The sequence below is a fragment of the Desulfocurvus sp. DL1XJH-121 genome, from assembly GCF_054819825.1.
In genome coordinates, this window is the sequence record NZ_JBTVWW010000001.1 from 1 (window position 1) to 19,802 (window position 19,802).

Below are 19,802 nucleotides of genomic sequence, written 5' to 3' on the forward strand. Positions count from 1 at the left end.
CCAAGGACAATTTCTACCTGTTCCTGAAGGAGTGCGAATGGCGCTTCAATGGCGGAGACCACAAGAGACTACTCAACAAACTGAAACAATGGACTAAAAAACGGCTGTAGAAGCTCTTAGCTAGGACAGCCCCTAAAAATATCCCCACCGAAGTGGGGAACAAGATGAGGCTCTGCCATGATTGCTGGTTCATCCCCTCTTTCAAGGGGAACGTCTATTTTTAAAATAAGTTTTGGGAACTAGTCAATATTCAGCCCCATGGCCCCATATTCCACCGTCACCTCGCGGCCCTTCTCGTCCCGGCCATGGCCGATCCATGTGCCCTCCCCTTCCTGGAACAAGGGCAGCAGCAGGGACCAGCGGCCCTGGTCCGGCATGGTCTGGCGCAACGCCTCCAGCCGGTCTCCCCACGGCGTGGGGACCAGCGGGGTACTCAGGCGATACACGGGCACACGCAGCTCCGATTCCAGGCAAGCGCGCATGGACACATCGCAAGCGTCGCGCGCGGCCCAGAGCGCGGCCTCGCCCCCCTGACAGCGCACTAGGCGGACCTGCTGCGTGGCCTGGCCCAGACGGGTGGGGGTCTTCATGTCCCTGTCCCACTGCATGCCCGAGCCGATGCAATAGCCGTCGCTGAAGGACAGGGCCGAAAACTCCGCCTGGGCGAATTTCGCATAGCTCTCGCCCAGGACTTTGGCGTCCAATTCGTCCAGAGCCTTGGGCGCGCCGCCGCCGTAGGCCCCCTCCACCAGTTCCCGGGCGTCTTCGGGCAGGCGCAGCCGCCCCTTGTCTCGCAGCAGGCTGGCCGTGAGCCAGAGCATCCCGTGGCTTGGGTAGACCCACTGTCCGGCGTCGAACATCTCGGCGAACCACTTCGGCCCGGCGTCGGGCGTGGGTTCTGGGCCGAGCACGATGATCCGCGCCGTGCGATAGCCCTGGGGCCTTTCCTGCTGGGCAGCACCACGGAGATGGCGGTGGCAGCGGCCCGCACGCTGGATAAGCAGCTCCATGGGGGCCAGATCCGACAGCATGAGGTCCACGTCATAATCCAGGGATTGTTCCAAGACCTGGGTGCCGACGACGATATGCCCGGCCCGCTCCCGCGCTGTGGAAGATTTGCCGAATCGTTCCAGCACCTGGGACTCGATGCGTTTGCGATCGCAGCCTGCGTAGCGGGCATGGAAGAGGTGGACGTGGATTTCGGGCAGGCCCCAGTCCTGGACCAACCGTTGCCGGGCGTCCATGGCGTCGGCCACGGTGTTGCGCACCCAACAAGCGCAGGCCCCCGCGCGGTGGGCATCGACCAGGGCCTGGAACATGCGTTCCTCGTCGTGGACGAGTTCCACCGCCACATCCAGCGCGTGCGCGGCGGCCACGCGCGACTCGCAGAGTTCCGCATCCGTCACCCTGGTGAGCAAAGGGAACCCCTCATCGACGGGTGACTCCAGCGGCGGGCAGGCTCCGGTTGGGGCGAGCAAGGCCCTCCCCTCGCCCCAGGCGGCCACCAGACGTTCCCGTAGCGCCAGAGGCATGGTCGCCGTGAGCAGCACGGCGCTGCCGCCCAAGGCGGCATGGAACGTGAGCAGGATTTCCAGCAACCGCCCGGTGTAGGCGTCGTAGGCGTGGACCTCGTCGGCCACCAGCACCGAGCGCGCCAGCCCCAACAGGCGCAGGGATTGATGACGCGAGGGCAGGATGGCCAGCAGCGCCTGGTCCAGGGTGCCCGCGCCGCAGGGCGCCAGCAGCGCCTTCTTGCGGTTGTCGGCGATCCAGGCAGAGCAGAAGGCCTCGGCGTCTTCCGTGCCGCGGGCCAGGGCTGGGGTGGTCTCCAAAGCGATGCTTTTGAGATAGCCGTCGTTCAGGGCGCGGGCTCCGTGGGCCAGAACCAGGGAGGCCTCGGGATCGGCAAACAGGGCGCGGTAGCTCTCGCTCAGGCGGGAGTACATGGCGTTGGCCGTGGCCATGGTGGGCAGCCCCACGAAAATCCCGCAGGCTTGGCCCGAGCGCATGAAGCGGTGCGCGGCGAGGACGGCGGCCTCGGTCTTGCCTCCACCCGTGACATCCTCAAGGATCAAGAGTTCCGGCCCGCCGGGTTCGGGCAGGTCGAGCACCGCTGCCTGCATGGGGCGTGGGCCCAGGGCGGCGTCCAGGTGCGGGAGCAGGCAATGGAAATCCGTGAACGCGCTGGGCGCGACAGGCAGCACCCCGGCCTGGGACAGGGCCGTGTCCGCCCGCTTCAGGGCCTGGGGCCAGTACGTGGTCAGGTCGCGCGCCGCCGGGCATGGCGGGAACCAAGTGCCATTGGACCCGATCCAATCCGCGAGAACAAAAAGACCGGCCGCCAGCCAGGACAGGGGGCGCAGGGATTCCTCATCCAGGGTTTCGGCCAATTCGGGGACGATACGAACCGGCACGAAGCCGGGCGCGTGGCCGTGCAGAAACAATTCGGCCAGGCCGTCGGCCAATGCCCTAGCGGCCCCTGTCAAACCGTTGTTGAAGCCCGGGACGAGGGTGCGGTTGACGGTGCTTGGTTCGCCGTGGTGGCCGAAGGCCGCTTCCTCCAGAGGCCTTAAGAACCGGTCGTCTTCCGCTCCCAGGGAGCGCGCGATGTCGGCCCGCAAGGGCTTCCAGATTCCTCGGGCCAAGATAGTGTGCCGGTATTGCGCGCCGCTGGTGGCTAGGGTCCAGGTGGGCAGCCCGGCGGCCTTGGCGAGTTCGGGCACCTGCCACTGAAACGGCAGGCTCAGCTTTCCCAAATCGTGGATGGCGGCAAAAAAGGTCAGCAATGAGATCGTTTGCGCAACGGTCAGGGGCGACAGGGCGGTGATGCGCTCCGCCAGGGCCGGGTCGCTCCGCAACAAGGTCACCGCCACCGAGGCGACGTCCAAGGCATGACAAGGCAGGGGGTGGGCGATGACCTCGGCCCGGGGATTGTTTGTTCTGGCCTTGCCCCAGCAGCGAAACAAGAGGGTGTGCTCGGCTTCAGGCATAGTTCTCATGGAAAGCGGTAGAGATGGGTTGTTGCGAAACGCTAGCCTGTGCGTGTGGCCTTGTCGACAGCAAAAGGTATATTTTGTTTCGAACATGATCGGCGAACGCATTCTTGACAACGATGGATAGGGATGGGCATTTGGGCAATGGGGTTTTTGCCTAAAATTCGTGGTAAATTTTTGATCAATTGTTTTTGTCATGAAAAGCAGTTTCTTCCAGGAAGAGTGTTCCCCGCATGCGCGGGGATGAACCGCGGGCGGCCACCTATACGGACAACGACACGGGGTGTTCCCCGCATGCGCGGGGATGAACCGCCCGGGGAGGGGCAGCGGGAACGCGCTGTGCGGTGTTCCCCGCATGCGCGGGGATGAACCGGCACGATTATACGACCTCCAGATCGTGCCGGCGTGTTCCCCGCATGCGCGGGGATGAACCGCCGTACTCCTGCATGCGCTCCAGGTCCGAGCGGTGTTCCCCGCATGCGCGGGGATGAACCGAGACGGCTCCGGTTCCAGAGTCTTACGGGGTCGTGTTCCCCGCATGCGCGGGGATGAACCGACCAGCGAAACCCACGGCGGGCGCTTTGACGTGTGTTCCCCGCATGCGCGGGGATGAACCGCAACGCATTCCCGCCAGAACCATACGTACCAGGTGTTCCCCGCATGCGCGGGGATGATCCTTTATCGTCTGCTTATGGGCGAACAGGACGAACAGCAGCAACCAGGGCCGTGACCTCGCAGTCCCAGAAGTGGTTGTCCTTGCCCTCAGGGCAGAGCCCGCACAGCTTCTTGTCGCCGAAAGACTCCACCGTCATCTCGCGGGCGTATTCATCGATGACGCCCGCGTACAGGTGGAAGGCCCTCGGGTCGTCCGGAACGATCTGGAGCTTAGCGGCTAGGTCGTTTTTGAAGAAGGTCGTGTCCTCCTTCCAGAGCGCTAAGCCGCCGAGGATCCTGTTCTTGGTACCTAAGCAGAACTCCTGCGGTGCTGAGTACACAGGCGTGACCTAGGTCCGCTTGCCCTGGTACTGGAGCTGCCGCCCCGGCGCCGAAAGTAGAAAGGCATGGGCATGTTAGCAAGAAGGCAACTGGCTATCCGGAATGACGCGGAGTGAGAGGGGCACTGCTTGCTCGTGGAAGCAAAATTCCATCAAAAACTGAGACCAAAACCAGCCCCATTTTTGCTCCAAATTTGCTCCACTCAGCCTGCTATTGATTAATCGCGATGTTTGGAAATTTTTCAAGATGCTCATTTTATTTATAATTTATCTATAACATACTAACATAATTTACTATTCTAACATTCTTTTAAGCCGACGGCCCCGGGTTCGAATCCTGGCTGGCGCGCCACAAAAATAAACTGGTTCCAGCATGTTGCTGGAACCAGTTTATTTTTCAACAACTCTGGCCTCTTCAAATTCGTTCCATCTACAGTCACCCTTCGCCCCGCCTAAAAACATAGCACCAGGTGCATACCCCGCGTTGTCCTAAATCCCGACATCTATCCTTTTCGGCTGACTATCCAGGGATGACCACTGTTGCCTCCCGCTTTTGATCCGCTATTGCCATTAATTTCCGGACAAGGTAGGCAATACAAAGAGGATTCCGGATTTGGCCGTATCCATCACCGCCTCGGCACCCCGCCCGCCCCGCTCGCTTTCACCCGCGCCCGCGCATCGCCGCCTTTTCGTGTCCGCATCTATGCAGTCCCAAGCCCGACGTGTTCGACGCCGTGGGCAAGGAGACACGGACCATGCCTCAGGACTCCAGGCACGAAACAGGGGCATCCCACGCGTCCTACGACGCCCTGCTCGCCATCCGCGAACAGGCCCTGGCCCTGTCGCACAGCGCCGTCGCGGCCGCGGACCTCGACGGGCGCCTGAACTACGCCAACGACTCGTTCATGCGTCTGTGGGGCTTCACCTCCAGCCGCGACATCCTGGGGAGGCAGGTTACCGAATTCTGGGAAAGCCCCAACATCACGGCCAATGTCTTTGAGGCCGTCCTGAATAACGGGACATGGTCCGGAGAGCTCATGGCGCGCCGCGCCGACGGCAGCCTGTTCCGTTCACAGGTGTCCTCACGCCTGGTGCGCGACGAAAACGGCCGCCCCGTGTGCCTGGTGGGGTCGTTCCTGGACATCTCCGAGCAGACGGAAGCCTTCGAGGCCCTGCGCATGAGCGAGGAGAAATACCGCTCGCTGGTGGAAAACACGAGCGACTGGATATGGGAAGTGGACCGCCGCGGGGCCTACACCTACGTCAGCCCCAAGGTCCGCGCCATTCTCGGTTACGAACCCGAGGACATGCTGGGCAGGACCCCCTTCGACTTCATGCCTCCGGACAGGGCCGAAGCCGTCGCCGCCACCTTCAAGCGCCACGTGGCCTCGCGCACGGGTTTCCACGGGCTGGAAAACACCAATATCCACAAAAACGGCCAGATCGTCGTCCTGGAATCCAGCGGCGAACCCGTGTTCGACCGCTATGGCCGCTACGCGGGATTTAGGGGCATCGACCGCGACATCACCGTGCGCCGCGCCACCCAGCAAGCCCTGTGCGAGGCGCGCGACGAACTGGAGCGGCGCGTCGAGGAGCGCACCAGGGAACTGGAACGCGCCTGCGAACGCCTGGAAAAAAGCGAGGCGCGCTATCGGGCCATGCTGGAGGCCCAGACCGAACTCATCTGCCGCTTCTACCCCGATGGCACCCTGAGCTACGCCAACGACGCCTACTGCCGCTATTACGGCAAGAAGCGCGAGGACCTCGTGGGCTGCTACTTCAAGCCCCACATCCCCGACGAGGACCGCAAGCGCTGCGAATTCCACTTCGCCTCGCTCACCCCGCGCCGCCCGGTGGGCACCCTGGTGCATAGAAGCATCATGCCCGACGGCGAGGTGCTCTGGCAGCAGTGGGTGGACCGGGCCATCTTCGACGACCAGGGCACTCTCCTGGAATACCAGTCCGTGGGCCGCGACATCACCGCCAGCATGCTCTCGGTGGAGGTGGTGGAAAAGGTCCAACGCGAAAAGGACGACCTGCGCCGCAAGCTCGAAGGCGTGTTCCGCAGCATCTCCGACGCCATCATCACCGTGGACCGCGACATGCGCGTCATCAAGAAAAACCGGGTTCTGGCCGACATCTGTTCGCGCGCGCCGCTGATCATCGAGGGTAGGCCCATCACCGCCGGGTTCGAGGATGGCGAATGCCCGGCCTGCGTACGCCTCCTGCGCCAGGTCATCGAAACCCGCGAGGGCGTGCGCGGCTACCGTGCGGAATGCGAATGCGGCACGAGCCGCAGCCAGGTGACCATGATCAACGCCTCGCCCCTCATCGGCCGCAACAGGGAATTCGAAGGCGCGGTGCTCGTCATCCGCGACATCACCCGCCTGGACGAGCTGGAAAAACGCTTCGAGGAGCGCTCGTTCCACCGCAACATCGTGGGCCGCAGCGAACGCATGCAGGGCATCTACAACATCCTGGACCAGCTTTCGGATCTCAAGACCACGGTGCTTATCATGGGCGAGTCGGGCACGGGCAAGGAGCTCATCGTCGAGGCCCTGCACTACGGCAGCACCACCATCACCGGCCCCCTGATCAAGGTCAACTGCGCGGCCCTGGCCGAAAACCTCCTGGAGAGCGAACTCTTCGGGCACGTGCGCGGCGCGTTCACCGGAGCCGTGCAGGACCGCATGGGCCGCTTCCAGGCCGCCGAGGGAGGCACCATCTTCCTGGACGAGATCGGCGACCTCTCGCCCAGCACCCAGCTCAAGCTGCTGCGCGTCCTGGAAAGCAAGGAATACGAACGCGTGGGCGACTCCACCACCAGCACGGCGGACGTGCGCGTGGTGGCGGCCACCAACCGCGACCTGGCCGAACGCGTGCGCCAGGGGCTGTTCCGCGAGGACCTCTACTACCGGCTCAAGGTCATGGTGGTGGAGGTGCCGCCCCTGCGCGAACGCATGGAGGACATCCCCCTGCTCATGAACCACTTCCTGGGGCACTACCGCGAAGTCTACAACAAGGACATCCAGGGCGTGACCGACGAGGTCATGGAACTGTTCATGCGCCACAAATGGCCGGGCAACGTGCGCGAGCTCAAGCATTCGCTGGAGCACGCCAGCATCCTGTGCCCGGGCGGCCTCATCACCCGCGCCCACCTGCCCTCGGATTTCCACGGCATGCCCTCCGGGCTCACCGCGCCGAGCGCCGCCGCCCCCGCCAGCCCCTCGGACCGCGCCCGGCTGCTGGCCGTGTTGGACAAGGCCCACTGGAACAAGACCCTCGCCGCGCGCATGCTGGGCATGAGCCGCACCACCCTCTACCGCAAGATGCGCGCCCTGGGCATCGAGGACTGAACCGCCCGGTCCGCGCCCGAAAACCGATCGTTCCCCCGCTGCGACACATTGTCCCGTTACAGAATGTATCATTGCACATGGTGCGGCCTCGCCCGTGGCTTCAGGAAATCCAATAGAATTTATATCATGCCTAAATAACTAGGAATTTAGACACTCCCTTTTTGCCCCCCCTCTGGCCCCGTTGTTGCTTGATGCATGGCGCCGAAAGGAAACCGGCCCGTACATCATCCACGATGGGGGAATGGACCATGCAAGGAAGACAGAGGCTCGCCACGGCCTTGCTGCTGGGGGTCGCGCTCGCAACCTGCGTCTGGTGCGCCCGGGCGCGGGCCAGCCAATGCGTAGAGTGCCACACCACGCCCGCCAAGCTCGTGCCCGCGGTGCGCGAACTGCAGGCGGCCGCCGCACGGCTGCCCGGCTCGTCGGAGCTGACCGCCGGGGAAGGCTGAGGGGGCGCCGTGGAGCAGTTGGCTCCGCACGCCAAGGTCTATGTGACCCCCGCCTTCCTCGACGACCCCAACCACGGGGGCATCGACTGCCACGACTGCCACGGGGGCGACCCCGGGGCCGAGGACGCGCTGGCCGCGCACGACGGCCTGGTGCGCGATCCCACGTGGCCGGACCCCGAGCGGGCCTGCGGCGACTGCCACCCCGACGAGGTCACGGCCTCGCGCGCCAGCCTGCACGCCACCCTCTCGCCCTTCAAGACCATGATCGACGCCCGCGCGGGCAACGCCCCCAACCACCCCCAGGTGGAGGCGGGGCGCAAGGCGCACTGCAACGCCTGCCACGCCAGTTGCGGCCAATGCCACATCTCCCGGCCCTCCTACGTGGGCGGCGGGCTGCTGGACGCACACTCCTTCATGGCCACGCCGCCCATGCGCGAGGTCTGCACGGCCTGCCACGGCAGCCGCGTGGAGCATGAATACTTTGGCAAGAACGAGGGAGCGCCCCCCGACGTGCACTGGCGCAAGCGATTCATGGGCTGCGAGGCCTGCCACGACGCCGACGAGATGCACGGCGGCGAAGGCGCGCCCGCCCACCGCTACGAGGCCCCGGGCGCGCCCGCCTGCGTGGACTGCCACGCAGACATCTACGACGACGACGCGCCCAACCGCGAACAGCACGCCGAACACTGCGGCAAGGCCAGCTGCCAGGTCTGCCACGCCGCGCCCTACAAGAACTGCACGGGCTGCCATTTCGCCTTGGACCGCTACGGGCTGAAGTACTTCCGAAACGACGCCTCGATCCTGGACTTCAAGATCGGCCTGAACCCGTTGCGTTCGGAAAAGCGGCCCGAACGCTTCGTGACCCTGCGCCACGTGCCCGTGGCCCCGGACACCTTCCGCTTCTACGCCCCCGGGGTCCTGGCCGACTTCGGCGCCGAACCCACATGGAAGCTCTGCACGCCCCACTCCATCCGCCGCCAAACCCCGCAAAACACCGCCTGCAACGACTGCCACGGCAACAGGAAGCTGTTCCTCACCCCGGACGACGTGCAAGGCCCCTACAAGGCGGCTAACCGCAGCGTGGTGGTGCCAGTGGAGCTGTTGCCCGCGAAGCTGAAGGCACAGCAATGACGGCGGGCCGCACCGCTGGAAACGACCGGAGAACGACGCCATGAGAAAGATCGCCGCCATAGCCCTGGCACTGGCACTGGCCTTGGCCCTCGGCCAGGCGGGATGGGCATCCGCCGGGGACGTGACCAAGCAGGAACTGGTCGAAGAGGCCAGGACGCGCATCGTCGAGGTCAGCGCGGAACGGGCCAAGGAGCTGCTCGACGCCGGCGGGACGCTGTTCCTGGATTGCCGCGAGCCCGACGAGTACGCGGCGGGGCACGTGCCCGGGGCCGTCAACATCCCGCGCGGGCTCCTGGAGTTCAAGATCGCCAAGCGCATCCCCGACAAGGGCACGCCCATCGTCACCTACTGCAAGACCGGAGGGCGCGGCTGCCTGGGCTGCGAGGCCATCGTCCGCCTGGGCTACCACAAGGCCGTGAACATGACCGGGGGCTGGAGGGCCTGGACGGACAAGGGCTACCCCACGGCCATGGCCGAGGGCCTGAGCAAGCAGGACCTGGTGGCCGAGGCCAAGGCCCGCATCCGCCAGGTGGACGTGGCCGAGGCCCGCGCACGCCTGGATGACGGCTCGCATACCTTCGTGGACTGCCGCGAACCGGCGGAATACGCCGCCGGGCACATTCCCGGGGCCATCAACATCCCCCGGGGGCTCGTCGAATTCAAGATCGGCGCCATCGTCAAGGACAAGGCCGCCCGGCTCATCGTCTACTGCAAGACCGGCGGGCGCGGCAGCCTGACCTCGGCGGCCATCCAGCGCATGGGCTACACGGGCGTCGCCAACCTCGACGGCGGCTGGGAGGCCTGGACCAAGGCCCACTGCCCCAGCGAGGCCGTGCAGGCCTTGAGCGCGCCCACGGCCACGGGCCCCATGACCAAGAAGGATCTGGTGGCCGAGGCCAGGGCCCGCATCAAGTCGGTCTCCGCCAGCGAGGCCAAGGCCATGTGGGACCAGGGGGGCCGCTACTTCTTCGATTGCCGCGAGGAAAGGGAATACCGCACCGGCCACGTCCCCGGGGCCCTGCACGTGCCGCGCGGCTGGCTGGAATTCAAGGTTGCCGACCTGGTGCCGGACAAGAAGGCGTCCATCGTCGTCTACTGCCGCACCGGCGACCGCAGCAGCCTGGGGGTCCTGGCCCTGGAGCGCATGGGCTACACGGGCGCCGTCAACCTCGATGGCGGCTGGCGGGCCTGGGACAAGGCCGGGTACCCGGTACAGTGAGGGAGGATCCATGAGCACGACCAACACAGTCCTGTCGATCCTGGGGGCGGCGGCCGCGACGGCGCTGCTGCTGTCGATCCTGGCGCACGGCGCGTCGCCGCAGGCGTCCCCCACGGCCGCGCCGGACAGCGAAGTCACCACCTTCGCCGAGGAATACGGCCTGAACCGCTCGGACGTGGGCAGCTTCGACGCCGCCCTGAGCGCGCGCCTGATCCGCTTCGGCACGGTGGCCGCCGGGCGCGGCCGCCACGCCGAGGCCAAGCGCTTCTTCTGGAAGGCCATCCTGGTGGACCCGACGTCCACCCTGGCCTGGAAGAACTATGACCAGGCGGTGCTGCACGTCCTGGCGGACAGGGTGGACCGTTCGCCCGGCCTGGTGGGGCTGCCCGGCCTGGCCGACGAACCGGCCCAGGCCGCGCCCGAGGAACCCCAACCCGAGGAAGGGTGCTGACCCCTTCGGGGAGCGAGAACCATGACCACCGAAACCAGCGAACTGCGCACCTTCGTGCGCGACACGTACACCAGGCTGTTCGTGACCGAATGGCCGGTGCAGACCGGCGGCGTGCTCATCGGCATCACCAGCGTGCTCTGCTTCGCCTGGGCGCGCCCATGGGGCGTGGTGGGCGGGCTGCGCGTGTGGGCCGACTGGCTGTTCCATTCCCTGGGCCTGTACCCCGACGCCCCGGCCCCGGCCTGGTCGGACACCAACTCCATCATCACCGGCGGCCTGCTGTGGGGCGCGCTGGCCGCCTCGCTCATCGCGCGCCAGTTCGGCCTGCGCGTGCCGCCCAGGCTGGAGTTCGCCAAGGCCCTGGCGGGGGGGACGCTCTTGGGCGTGGGCTCGGCCCTGGCCGGGGGCTGCAACGTGGGCGGATTCTACTCGTCCGTGAGCGCCCTGTCCCTGTCGGGCTTCGCCATGATGGCGGGGCTCATCGCCGGAGCCTGGTGCGGGCTCAAGTACCTGTACTGGGAGATGGAGCACCTGCCCTCGGGCGGCGGCGCGCCCGCCGCGAAGCGCACGGGCGGCTTCGACTGGACGCCGCTCAAGCCCTGGCTGGGCTGGGCCCTGGTGGCGGCGGGCGTCGGCCTGTCGCAGTACGCGCGCAACGAGGGGCTGCCCGTGCGCGGCGGGGTCCTGCTCTTCGGCATGGCCTTCGGGATCATCCTGGTGCGCAGCCGGTTCTGCTTCGCGCGAGCCTTTCGCGAGCCCTTCATGACCGGCGACGCCTCGGTGACCCAGGCCGTGGTCCTGAGCCTGATGATCAGCGTGGCCGGGTTCGCCGTCCTCAAGTGGGGCGGGATCCGGCCCGAGGCCGCCTACGTCACGCCCAACTTCGGGCTGGGCGGCCTGGTGGGCGGCTTCATCTTCGGGGTGGGGATGCTCGTGACCGGCGGCTGCGGCAGCGGCACGGCCTGGCGCGCGGCCGAGGGCCAGATCAAGCTCATGGTGGCCCTGGTGGTCTTCGCCCTGACCAATTCCCTGACCAAGGCCGCCATGGGCGCGTCCGAGACGCTGCGCGACTTGGTGGGGATACGCATCTTCCTGCCCGACTATCTGGGCTACCGGGCCACGGTGCTCGCCATCCTGACGGTGCTCGCCCTGTGGTGGTTCCTGGCCGGGTGGAACGAGCGCACGGACAAGTTCGTGGTCGCAATGTAGTCCGCCCCCCGGGGCGGACGAGGAATTCACCGCAAACACAGGAGGACGCCATGCTCGACAATATCACCGTGAACGAAGTTCTGGACTGCCGGGGCCTGAGTTGCCCCATGCCCATGCTCAAGCTCAAGAAGGCCCTGGGCGCCCTGGGCGGCGGGCAGGTGCTGCACATGATGGGCACCGACCCCGGGACCGCCAACGACATCGAAAAGGGTGTGGGCAAGCTGGGCTGCGAGCTTCTCGGCAGCGAGGACGAGGGAAGCCACACCAGCTACTACATCCGCAAGAACTGACGCCATGGAGGACGCCATGAACAAGAAGTTGGGCATCTACGTCACCTCCAACGAACATCTGCCCCAGCTGGTGAAACTGTGCGCCGCGGCCAGGCGCGCCGACGTGGACGTGGACGTCTTCTTCAGCCACCTCGGATGCAGCATGATGGGCGACCCGCTGTTTCCCGAACTGGAACCCGTGACCCGGCGCATGGCCCTGTGCCTGGTATGCTTCAAGGAGCACGAGGGGCAGATGCCCGTGCCGGGCATCAAGGAAGAGGATCACGCCACGCAGGAACGCCACTGCGAGATAATCGAGGAATGCACGCGCTACCTGAACTTCTAGGCGGCCGCGAGGAGGACCGACATGGATAACATCAAGCACGTGGGGCTCGTCGTCCACCGCCAGGCCGACTTCTGGCAGGGCACGCGCACGGCGCTGGGGCTGGCCGTGGGCAACTTCTACGCCTACCTGTTCCTGGTGGACGTACCAGAGGACATCGACGAAAAGATCCAGGAGAACCTGGAGTGGCTGGTGGAAGACATGGAATGCGAATGCTGGTCCAACACCCGCTACAGCCCCGAAAGCCTGGTCAAATACATGCCCACGGGAAAGATCGCGAAGAAGCTCAAGGAGATGGACATCGTCATCCCCTTCGGCAACCGCCGCAGCGCGCCCATGGGCAAGCTGCCCATCCTGTGGATGCTGGACAACTGACCATCATCGGGAGGCACGGACATGACCGAAGCGACGACCCAAGACAGGGTACACATCGAGGACATCGGCATCTGCCCGCGCCGCACGCGTAAGAAGATGCTGCACATCCTCAACTCCGAACCCGACGAAACGCAGTCGGAGCTCATCAGCACGCTGTCCCTGGGCTACCACACCCTGCGCTTCCCCCTGTATGAGGAAAACACGGAAGCGGACTACGACGAACTCATCGAACTGATCTTCGAATATGACGAAATCATCTGCTGGTGGTAGCCATGCATGGGATGCGGGTGTGGCGCGCGGCCACGCTCTGCCTAGCGCTGGGCCTGGCCCTGGTCCCCGCCGACGGCGGGATCGAGGGGAGCCCCCGTGCCGATTTCACGGACTGCGCCGCCTGCCACGCGGGCATCGAGCACATCGGGCCGGGGCACCCCGAAAGCTGCGCCACCTGCCACCTGCCGCCCGGCCTGCGCGCATCCGGCCCGGCGGCCCATGAAGACATCATCGCCAACCCCGGGGCCCCGGAACACGCCGACGCGGCCTGCGGCCCCTGCCATCCAGCCGAGGTGCGCGGCGTGCGCGCCTCGCCCCACGCCACCCTGGCGGGACTGATCGAACGCACCCGGGCCCAGTGGGGGGCGCGCGCCCGCCCCGCCGCCGCCCCCTACGGCGTGGGGCCGGACTCGACTCCCCCGCCACCCGGCGCGCCCGCGCCGCGTTCCCCGGCCATGCTGGTCGACGACTTCCTGCGCATGTATTGCCTGCGCTGCCACCTGGGCGAACGCGGCCCCGACGAGCCCGGCCTGCGCCGTTCGCGCGGCTGCGGGGCCTGCCACATGGCCTACGCCGCCGACGGCCGCTACGCCGGAGGAGACGCCGCCCTGGCCGGGGCCCCCGCTGGCCGCCCCGCGCGCCACGAGCTGCGCATACCCCGGGACGGCGCGCCCTGCCTGGCCTGCCATCGCGGCAACCACACCGGGGCCGACCTCCACGGCCTGTTCCAGCTCGACCCCGCCTGCGTGGGCCCGGGAAGCGGCAACGAACACCGGCTGGCCAGGGACGTGCACGTCCTGCGGGGCATGCGCTGCCCGGACTGCCACGACGGGCGGCGGACCATGGGCCTGGGCGGCGAGCCGCCCTCGTGCCGGGGCTGCCACGGCGGCGCCGCAGCCTCCGCCTCGGGCGGACGCATCCCGCTCCCGCCGCGCCCGAGGCCGAACACGCCGGGCCACGATCCCGAGCTGCACGCCAGGGTCCGCTGCGAGGCCTGCCACGCCCAGTGGTTCCAGGGCGACTACGGCCTGGACGTCCTGTGCCTGGACGCCCTGCCGCGAGACGCGCGCATCGCGCGGGCCCTGGCGCGCGGCGACGACGGGCCGCACCACGGCGTGCGAATCCTGGACGACCCGCGCACGCCGGGCAGGCGCTGGATCGCGGGCTGGCGCATGCGGCGCTGGGAGCACGCGCCCCTGGGCCTGGACAACGGCGGGCGCATCGCCGCGCTCAGGCCTCGGCACCAGGCCGCCGTGTCCTATGTCAGCCCCTCGGGCCGGGTGGTCATGGACGCCGAAATCCCGCCCGGAGCGCACGGCCTCGCGGCCTTCGAGCCCTACACGCCCCATACCGTCGGCCCCCGGGGCAGGCTGTGCACCGACTGCCATCGCAGCTCCCTGGCCGCGGGCCTGGGGCTGGACGGCGGCGAGGGCCGCAACGGGACGCACAGGGACGAGGCCTTCGACATCCTGCGCGCGGGCCCGGAAGGCTCGCTGCCGCGCGACGCGCGCCAGCGGCTGCTCGATCCCGGAGGCCGCTGGGCCGAGGAATTTTCGCGCCATCTGGGCGCGATGCTGGAGGAACGATGACGCGGCTGGGCATGATGTTCTCGCGCAGGGCGCTGCTGGCCTGGGCCAGGCGGGCGGGGGCCGCCGCCCTGGCCGCGGCCTGCGCCTGGCCGGTGCTGCGCTTCGCCACCTGGCGCGGCAAGGCCACGGCCCTGGTGCGCTTCGGCCCCGAGGACCTGGCCGACCACGCCTACCGCGACGGAGTCTATCTCATCCGCGACGGCGGGGGCTACGCGGCCCTGTCCGCGCGCTGCACACACCTCTGCTGCATAGTGGGCTGGGACCCGGCCAGGGGCCGCTTCGTGTGCCCCTGCCACCGCAGCGAATACGACGCCCGGGGCCGCAGGCTCAAGGGCCGCGCCGCGCGCGACCTGGACCGCCTGCCCGTGCGCATACTGCCCGACGGCGGGCTGGAGGTGGAGGTCCGGCTCTGACCCCGCCAGGAGACACGATCATGCCCGAGACACGCATCAGCACGACAAGCACGACTGCACACCGCCTAGCGCGGCTGCTGCCGTGGCTGTTCCTGGCCTGCCTGGCCATCTGCCTGGGCACGGGCGCGCTCCTCTTGCTGCACTACCGGCCCATGGGCGATGTGGCTCGCGGCGTGGAAACCATCACCACCCTGGCCCCCTACGGTTTCTTCTTCCGCCGCGTGCACTTCGCCGCCGGGCAGGCCTGCGCCCTGCTGGCCCTGGCGCACGCCCTGCGCCACCTGGCCGCCCGGCGCGCCGCGCGCACGCCCACGGGGCCGAGGCTGCGCCTGGCCGCCGCCCTGGCCGTGTGCTTCGCGCTCCTGGCCACGGGATTCATCCTCAAGGGCGACGCCGAATCCAGGCTGGCGGGCACGGTGCTGCGCGGGCTGGCCGAATCCGTGCCCCTGGCGGGACCGGCCCTGGCCCCCCTGGTGGCCGGGGAGGGCGAGGCCTTTTTCCTGCCGCCCTACGTGCTGCATTGCTTCATCCTGCCCCTGGCGCTGCTGGCGCTCATGGGCCGCCACGTGCGCCGCTGGCTGCCCGGCCCCGGGACCTTGTGGACGGCGGCGGCCGTCCTGGGGGCCTGGGGCCTGTTCGTGCCCATGCCCCCCTCGCCGCCACCGGGCCTGCCCGCGCTGGAGGCCTCGGGGCCGTGGTTCCTGTACGGGCTGCAGCTGGCCCTGCGCCATGCCCCGCCCCTGGCGGCGGGCGTGCTCGCGCCCCTGCTGCTGGCGGCGGCCCTGGTGGCGCTGCCTTGCCTGCGCGGCACGGCGGGCCGCGCCGTGCGGATCACCTTTGCCTGCGCCGCCGTGGGCTATCTGGCGCTGGGGCTGGCCCTGGCATGAGAGCGCACGCACAACCGGAAACCGGAGCGACGAACCGGCCATGAAGAACGTCTTCGCCATCCTCTGCCTGGGCCTGATGCTCATCCTGCTGCTGGGCACGGAGCGGTCGCTCCGCCACGGCCGCCCCGCCACGCCCACGGCGGACAGCTGCGCGGCCTGCCACACGGCGGAGCCTCCGGGGATATCGGCGGGTCACAACGCCTCGGCCATGGGCTGCTCGCCCTGCCACCTGGGCAACGGGCTGGCCTTCGACCGCTCCCGCGCCCACCACGGCATGGTCAGGAACCCCGGCGACCTGCGCGTGGTGGACGCCACCTGCGGACGCGGCGGGTGCCACCCAGCCCTGGCGGGCAGGGTCAAGCGTTCGGTCATGGCCACGGCGTCGGGGATGCTGGCCTCCCTGGACGCCCTGTGGGGCACGCAGGGGCCGCGCGACGCCACCCTGCTGTGGGCCGAGGACTCCCCGCGCGACCCGCCCAGGGACTACTGGGCCAAGCTCTGCGCGGCCTGCCACCTGTGGTGGCCCAAGGGCCGGGGCCTGGGCGAGCAGCGCCTGCGCGGGGGCGGCTGCACCGCCTGCCACGCGGCCGGGCCCGCGCCGCCGCGCCTGGAAAACGCGGGGGCGTTCCGACACGCGCGACTGACCATGGCGGTGCCCGTGGACAACTGCGTGCGCTGCCACAACCGTTCGGCGCGCGTGGGGCTGAGCTACCAGGGCCTGGTCGAGGACTTCGGTTCCGGCGGCCCGCACACGGACGGCGGGCTCAACCCCCTGCGCCTTTCCGGAGGCCGCTTCGCGGCGCGCATCCGGCCCGACGCGCACTTCGAGGCGGGCATGGCCTGCATCGACTGCCACACCGGGAGCGAAATCATGGGCGACGGCACGGCGCACGAACGCCTGCGCGGCCAGCTGGACGTGGCCTGCGCCGACTGCCACGCCCCGCGCTTTCTGCCGCCCCCCGCGCCCGGCCGGAGCCCGGCCGGAGCCCGGCGGGCCGAGGGCGAGCGCCTGGCGGCCATGAACCCCGCCCTGCCGCCCCTTGGTGACGCCCCCCTGGCGTATACGGCGGCCAAGGGCTCCCCGCTCTACGCCCTACGCCGGAAGTCCCCGCCGAAGGGGCGAATTCCCGGCGAGGCCGTGCTGCTGCGCAAGGCCGACGGCAAGGCACTGTCCATCCCCCTGCACGCGACTCCGCAGCCGCACCACGCCCTGCGCGGGCACGAGCGCCTGGCCTGCCAGGCCTGCCACAGCCCGCTCATGCCCCAGTGCCGGGGCTGCCACGTGGCCTGGGATCCCCAGGCCCGGCAGACGGACCTGCTGCTGGGCCGCGAGACTCCGGGGCGCTGGACGGAAAGCCAGGACTACGCGCGCCTGCTGCGCCCGGCCCTGGCGCTCAGGGCGGGCGGGCGCATCGCCCCGTTCTCGCCCTGCGAGGTCTTCGTCCACGCCGCCGGGCCGTCCGTCGGCCCCGCCCCGGAACCTTCGCGCGTGGCCGTGGACCTGGCGAGCTTCGACCCGCACGCCACGCGCAGCGCCTCGCGCGCCTGCCTGGACTGCCACCTTGCGCCCGCGCCCGTCCCCGAAGGCCGGGCATCCCGCTACGGCTACCCCGGCCCCGGCGACAGGGCCCTGGACGCCAGGGAGCGTGACGCCGTGCTGGCCGTGGCCCCGTGCCTGCCCTGCCACGGGACCTACGCCGACGCCGTGTATCAGAACTTCGCCGCGTCGCGGACCCGGCTGCGCGCCGGGGACGCGCCGCGCTGCCGCTGTCCGGAACCTGCCCGCACCGGGACGGACGGCGGGGCGCTGTCCAGTTGTACACATTGACGCGTTACAAAGTGTCGCACGGCGCCCCCTGGGCGTCGCCCCGCAGGCTGCGGCATTGCAGAATACGGCATATCCATATGATTTTCCAATCAAATATTATTCATCCAGGAACACGCGGACTGGTATCGAATATGCTTTGTCTGGAGTGATCCCGAAAACGGCAACCAGATCCGCGCGGGCCTTCAACTGGCTGGGGGCGCCATGAAACTGACCGAACTCATGCCTTGGGCCAAGTGGGTTGAATTCGAGAGGGAATTCAACGAGCGCTCCGGCTGGAACAGCTGTGTCGTGGACCGCGAAGGGCTACGCATAACGGCCTATCGCAAGTGGGCCAACCCCCTGTGCCCGGCCATACGCGGCGACCCCAAGGGCCAGGCCGCCATCTGCGACAAGGTGGAGCGCCGCATCCGCGAAACCGCCCACGAGCCGGGCCAGATCGCGGTGACGAGATGCGGCGCGGGGCTCCTGGTCCTGGCCGTGCCGGTCTACCGGGGCGGCAGGCTCCTGGGATTCGTGGGCGGATGCGGGCTGTTGCCCATGGTCGGTACGCCCGACACCCTGGCCGTGAGCGCCGCAACGGGACTGAGCATCACCAAGATAAAAGAATTGTGTAAAAATATAAGGCGGTTGGACAGTTCGGAAATGGAAGCCATCGGGAGGCATCTGCAAAGGCGGCTCAATGAAATGCTGCACTGAACCGTGCAAGGAGGATTCCCATGAACGCGATACAGATGGACAACTCCCTGTCTCCGCACGGCGGCAGGTTGGTCGATCGATTCGTCAGCGACAGGGCCAAGGCCGAAGAGCTGGTCAACGGCTGCGCCGGGGTCCTGCGCATCCGAGGGCAGATCGCCCGCGAAATCGTGAACATCGCCTACGGGTTCTTCTCGCCCCTCGAAGGCTTCATGACCCGCAAGGACGTGGAGAGCGTGTGCAGCCACATGACGCTGGCCGACGGCCACGTCTGGGCCCTGCCCATCGTGCTCGACGTCACCGAGGAGGCCCTGGCGGCTTCGGGCGCCCAGGTGGGCGACACCCTGCTCCTCGAATACCATAACGTGCCCTTCGCCGTGCTCGACGTGGAGGACATCTACACCTTCGACCCCTCGTACATGATCTCCAGCATCTTCGAGAAGGACAACGTGGACCATCCGGGCATCAAGTTCTTCAATTCCCTGGAGCGGACCTTCATCGGCGGCAAGGTCAGCATGGTCAACCCGCCCGTGTTCCAGGACCCGTACGACCGCTTCTTCTTCACGCCCGCGGAGATCCGCGAGAAGTTCCAGCGCCGCCACTGGAAGCGCGTGGTGGCCTTCCACACCACCAGCGTGCCGCACCTGGGGCACGAATGGCTGATGAAGGCGGCCTGGTTCCAGCACCACGCCCGGGGCATTCTCGTCAGCTGCGCGGTGGGCGACAAGCTCATCGGCGACTGCATCGACGAGAGCGTGCTCCTGGGCCACGACGAGCTGGAGAGGTCCGGCTACCTGCGCGAGGGCGTGCACATGACCACCATGCTCCTCTGGGACCGCCGCCACGCGGGCCCGCGCGAGGCCGTACAGCACGCCATCATCCGCAAGAACCTGGGCTGCACCGGGCACGTGTTCGGCAAGAACCACGCGCACCCCGACGGGTTCGGCGACACCTACGCCGCGCACTTCGCCTTCAAGGACCTGCCCGACCTGGGCATCGAATCCGTGCTGGCCAAGGAGTGGTACTACTGCCCCAAGTGCAACGGAGTGACCTACTCGGGATTCTGCGGCCACAACAACGCGGCCCAGGCCTACGACTCCCAGAGCGTATGCAGCCTGCTGTCCACGGGCATCAAGCCCTCGGAAAGCCTGCTGCGGCCCGAGGTCTTCGACGTGGTCATAGGCACGGCGGACAAGTACGGGCTGGGCGACGGATACGTCACCGGCGAATACCTGCAGCGCCGCAACCCCATCTTCACCCTTGAGAAGTTCTGACAGGCGGGGCGGCGGTCCGGGCGGGCCGCCGCCCCTGCCGCGCCCGCCCTCCCGGAGC

Annotated in this window: 18 protein-coding genes, 1 pseudogene and 1 CRISPR repeat array; of the genes and pseudogenes, 17 read left to right on the plus strand and 2 right to left on the minus strand. The window is 68.0% G+C overall.

All coding sequences use genetic code 11. The annotated features are described in order from the left end of the window. Positions 1-110: pseudogene (locus ACYYG1_RS00005) on the plus strand (IS1595 family transposase); the annotation flags it as partial. 129 nt (positions 111-239) lie between these two features. Here ACYYG1_RS00005 and cas3 read toward each other — a convergent pair. Further along, positions 240-2,990 carry a CRISPR-associated helicase Cas3' gene (cas3, locus tag ACYYG1_RS00010; protein WP_461208207.1) on the minus strand — a complete coding sequence of 917 codons (2,751 nt, stop codon included), beginning with the start codon at positions 2,988-2,990 and terminating at the stop codon, positions 240-242. Between the two features lie 225 nt (positions 2,991-3,215). Then, positions 3,216-3,671: direct repeats of the CRISPR family, unit length 29 nt; unit sequence GTGTTCCCCGCATGCGCGGGGATGAACCG. An 11-nt stretch (positions 3,672-3,682) separates the two neighbouring features. Continuing rightward, a complete protein-coding gene (locus tag ACYYG1_RS00015; protein WP_461208208.1) occupies positions 3,683-3,988 on the minus strand; it encodes a terminase gpA endonuclease subunit in 306 nt (101 codons plus the stop codon). A gap of 755 nt (positions 3,989-4,743) precedes the next feature. On the opposite strand from ACYYG1_RS00015, the gene ACYYG1_RS00020 reads away from it, so the two are divergent. The 16 genes from ACYYG1_RS00020 to ACYYG1_RS00095 all read left to right on the plus strand — a co-directional run bounded on the left by ACYYG1_RS00020 (position 4,744) and on the right by ACYYG1_RS00095 (position 19,744). Further along, on the plus strand, positions 4,744-7,344 hold the full coding sequence (locus tag ACYYG1_RS00020; RefSeq protein WP_461208209.1) for a sigma 54-interacting transcriptional regulator: 2,601 nt from the start codon (positions 4,744-4,746) through the stop codon (positions 7,342-7,344). Positions 7,345-7,592: 248 nt separating this feature from the next. After that, positions 7,593-7,793 (plus strand): hypothetical protein, encoded by a 201-nt coding sequence (locus tag ACYYG1_RS00025; protein ID WP_461208210.1) that lies wholly within the window; start codon positions 7,593-7,595, stop codon positions 7,791-7,793. A 9-nt stretch (positions 7,794-7,802) separates the two neighbouring features. Continuing rightward, positions 7,803-8,924, plus strand: a complete 1,122-nt coding sequence (locus tag ACYYG1_RS00030) for a hypothetical protein (RefSeq protein WP_461208211.1) — start codon at positions 7,803-7,805, stop codon at positions 8,922-8,924. A 40-nt stretch (positions 8,925-8,964) separates the two neighbouring features. Next, positions 8,965-10,143, plus strand: a complete 1,179-nt coding sequence (locus ACYYG1_RS00035) for a rhodanese-like domain-containing protein (protein ID WP_461208212.1) — start codon at positions 8,965-8,967, stop codon at positions 10,141-10,143. 10 nt (positions 10,144-10,153) lie between these two features. Further along, entirely contained in the window at positions 10,154-10,594 is a 441-nt protein-coding gene (locus ACYYG1_RS00040) for a hypothetical protein (protein WP_461208213.1), read from the plus strand. 21 nt (positions 10,595-10,615) lie between these two features. Beyond that, positions 10,616-11,803: a YeeE/YedE thiosulfate transporter family protein gene (locus tag ACYYG1_RS00045; RefSeq protein WP_461208214.1), complete on the plus strand. Its 1,188-nt coding sequence runs from the start codon at positions 10,616-10,618 to the stop codon at positions 11,801-11,803. Positions 11,804-11,853: 50 nt separating this feature from the next. Beyond that, positions 11,854-12,093, plus strand: coding sequence for a sulfurtransferase TusA family protein (locus ACYYG1_RS00050; RefSeq protein WP_461208215.1), 240 nt, complete (start codon positions 11,854-11,856; stop codon positions 12,091-12,093). Between the two features lie 16 nt (positions 12,094-12,109). Then, positions 12,110-12,418 carry a hypothetical protein gene (locus ACYYG1_RS00055; protein ID WP_461208216.1) on the plus strand — a complete coding sequence of 103 codons (309 nt, stop codon included), beginning with the start codon at positions 12,110-12,112 and terminating at the stop codon, positions 12,416-12,418. A 21-nt stretch (positions 12,419-12,439) separates the two neighbouring features. Further along, positions 12,440-12,790 carry a hypothetical protein gene (locus tag ACYYG1_RS00060; RefSeq protein WP_461208217.1) on the plus strand — a complete coding sequence of 117 codons (351 nt, stop codon included), beginning with the start codon at positions 12,440-12,442 and terminating at the stop codon, positions 12,788-12,790. A 21-nt stretch (positions 12,791-12,811) separates the two neighbouring features. Continuing rightward, on the plus strand, positions 12,812-13,060 hold the full coding sequence (locus tag ACYYG1_RS00065; protein ID WP_461208218.1) for a hypothetical protein: 249 nt from the start codon (positions 12,812-12,814) through the stop codon (positions 13,058-13,060). A gap of 2 nt (positions 13,061-13,062) precedes the next feature. Further along, positions 13,063-14,649, plus strand: coding sequence for a hypothetical protein (locus ACYYG1_RS00070; RefSeq protein ID WP_461208219.1), 1,587 nt, complete (start codon positions 13,063-13,065; stop codon positions 14,647-14,649). Beyond that, positions 14,646-15,062 carry a QcrA and Rieske domain-containing protein gene (locus ACYYG1_RS00075; protein WP_461208220.1) on the plus strand — a complete coding sequence of 139 codons (417 nt, stop codon included), beginning with the start codon at positions 14,646-14,648 and terminating at the stop codon, positions 15,060-15,062. The genes ACYYG1_RS00070 and ACYYG1_RS00075 overlap by 4 nt, the downstream gene beginning before the upstream one ends. A gap of 20 nt (positions 15,063-15,082) precedes the next feature. Further along, complete coding sequence (locus ACYYG1_RS00080) at positions 15,083-15,949, plus strand: cytochrome b N-terminal domain-containing protein (RefSeq protein WP_461208221.1); 867 nt, start codon at positions 15,083-15,085, stop codon at positions 15,947-15,949. A gap of 40 nt (positions 15,950-15,989) precedes the next feature. Continuing rightward, on the plus strand, positions 15,990-17,777 hold the full coding sequence (locus ACYYG1_RS00085) for a hypothetical protein (protein WP_461208222.1): 1,788 nt from the start codon (positions 15,990-15,992) through the stop codon (positions 17,775-17,777). A 201-nt stretch (positions 17,778-17,978) separates the two neighbouring features. Further along, entirely contained in the window at positions 17,979-18,473 is a 495-nt protein-coding gene (locus ACYYG1_RS00090; protein WP_461208223.1) for a PocR ligand-binding domain-containing protein, read from the plus strand. Between the two features lie 20 nt (positions 18,474-18,493). Continuing rightward, positions 18,494-19,744, plus strand: a complete 1,251-nt coding sequence (locus ACYYG1_RS00095) for a hypothetical protein (RefSeq protein ID WP_461208224.1) — start codon at positions 18,494-18,496, stop codon at positions 19,742-19,744. Positions 19,745-19,802: the final 58 nt, after the last annotated feature.

Excerpts from the sequence above, each read along its gene's own strand:
- ACYYG1_RS00060 (WP_461208217.1), top strand. The coding sequence starts at position 12,440 with ATGGATAACATCAAGCACGTGGGGCTCGTCGTCCACCGCCAGGCCGAC.
- ACYYG1_RS00090 (WP_461208223.1), top strand. The coding sequence starts at position 17,979 with ATGAAACTGACCGAACTCATGCCTTGGGCCAAGTGGGTTGAATTCGAG.
- ACYYG1_RS00075 (WP_461208220.1), top strand. The coding sequence starts at position 14,646 with ATGACGCGGCTGGGCATGATGTTCTCGCGCAGGGCGCTGCTGGCCTGG.
- ACYYG1_RS00065 (WP_461208218.1), top strand. The coding sequence starts at position 12,812 with ATGACCGAAGCGACGACCCAAGACAGGGTACACATCGAGGACATCGGC.
- cas3 (WP_461208207.1), bottom strand. The coding sequence starts at position 2,990 with ATGCCTGAAGCCGAGCACACCCTCTTGTTTCGCTGCTGGGGCAAGGCC.
- ACYYG1_RS00020 (WP_461208209.1), top strand. The coding sequence starts at position 4,744 with ATGCCTCAGGACTCCAGGCACGAAACAGGGGCATCCCACGCGTCCTAC.
- ACYYG1_RS00035 (WP_461208212.1), top strand. The coding sequence starts at position 8,965 with ATGAGAAAGATCGCCGCCATAGCCCTGGCACTGGCACTGGCCTTGGCC.
- ACYYG1_RS00055 (WP_461208216.1), top strand. The coding sequence starts at position 12,110 with ATGAACAAGAAGTTGGGCATCTACGTCACCTCCAACGAACATCTGCCC.
- ACYYG1_RS00070 (WP_461208219.1), top strand. The coding sequence starts at position 13,063 with ATGCATGGGATGCGGGTGTGGCGCGCGGCCACGCTCTGCCTAGCGCTG.
- ACYYG1_RS00045 (WP_461208214.1), top strand. The coding sequence starts at position 10,616 with ATGACCACCGAAACCAGCGAACTGCGCACCTTCGTGCGCGACACGTAC.
- ACYYG1_RS00025 (WP_461208210.1), top strand. The coding sequence starts at position 7,593 with ATGCAAGGAAGACAGAGGCTCGCCACGGCCTTGCTGCTGGGGGTCGCG.
- ACYYG1_RS00095 (WP_461208224.1), top strand. The coding sequence starts at position 18,494 with ATGAACGCGATACAGATGGACAACTCCCTGTCTCCGCACGGCGGCAGG.
- ACYYG1_RS00050 (WP_461208215.1), top strand. The coding sequence starts at position 11,854 with ATGCTCGACAATATCACCGTGAACGAAGTTCTGGACTGCCGGGGCCTG.
- ACYYG1_RS00080 (WP_461208221.1), top strand. The coding sequence starts at position 15,083 with ATGCCCGAGACACGCATCAGCACGACAAGCACGACTGCACACCGCCTA.
- ACYYG1_RS00085 (WP_461208222.1), top strand. The coding sequence starts at position 15,990 with ATGAAGAACGTCTTCGCCATCCTCTGCCTGGGCCTGATGCTCATCCTG.
- ACYYG1_RS00040 (WP_461208213.1), top strand. The coding sequence starts at position 10,154 with ATGAGCACGACCAACACAGTCCTGTCGATCCTGGGGGCGGCGGCCGCG.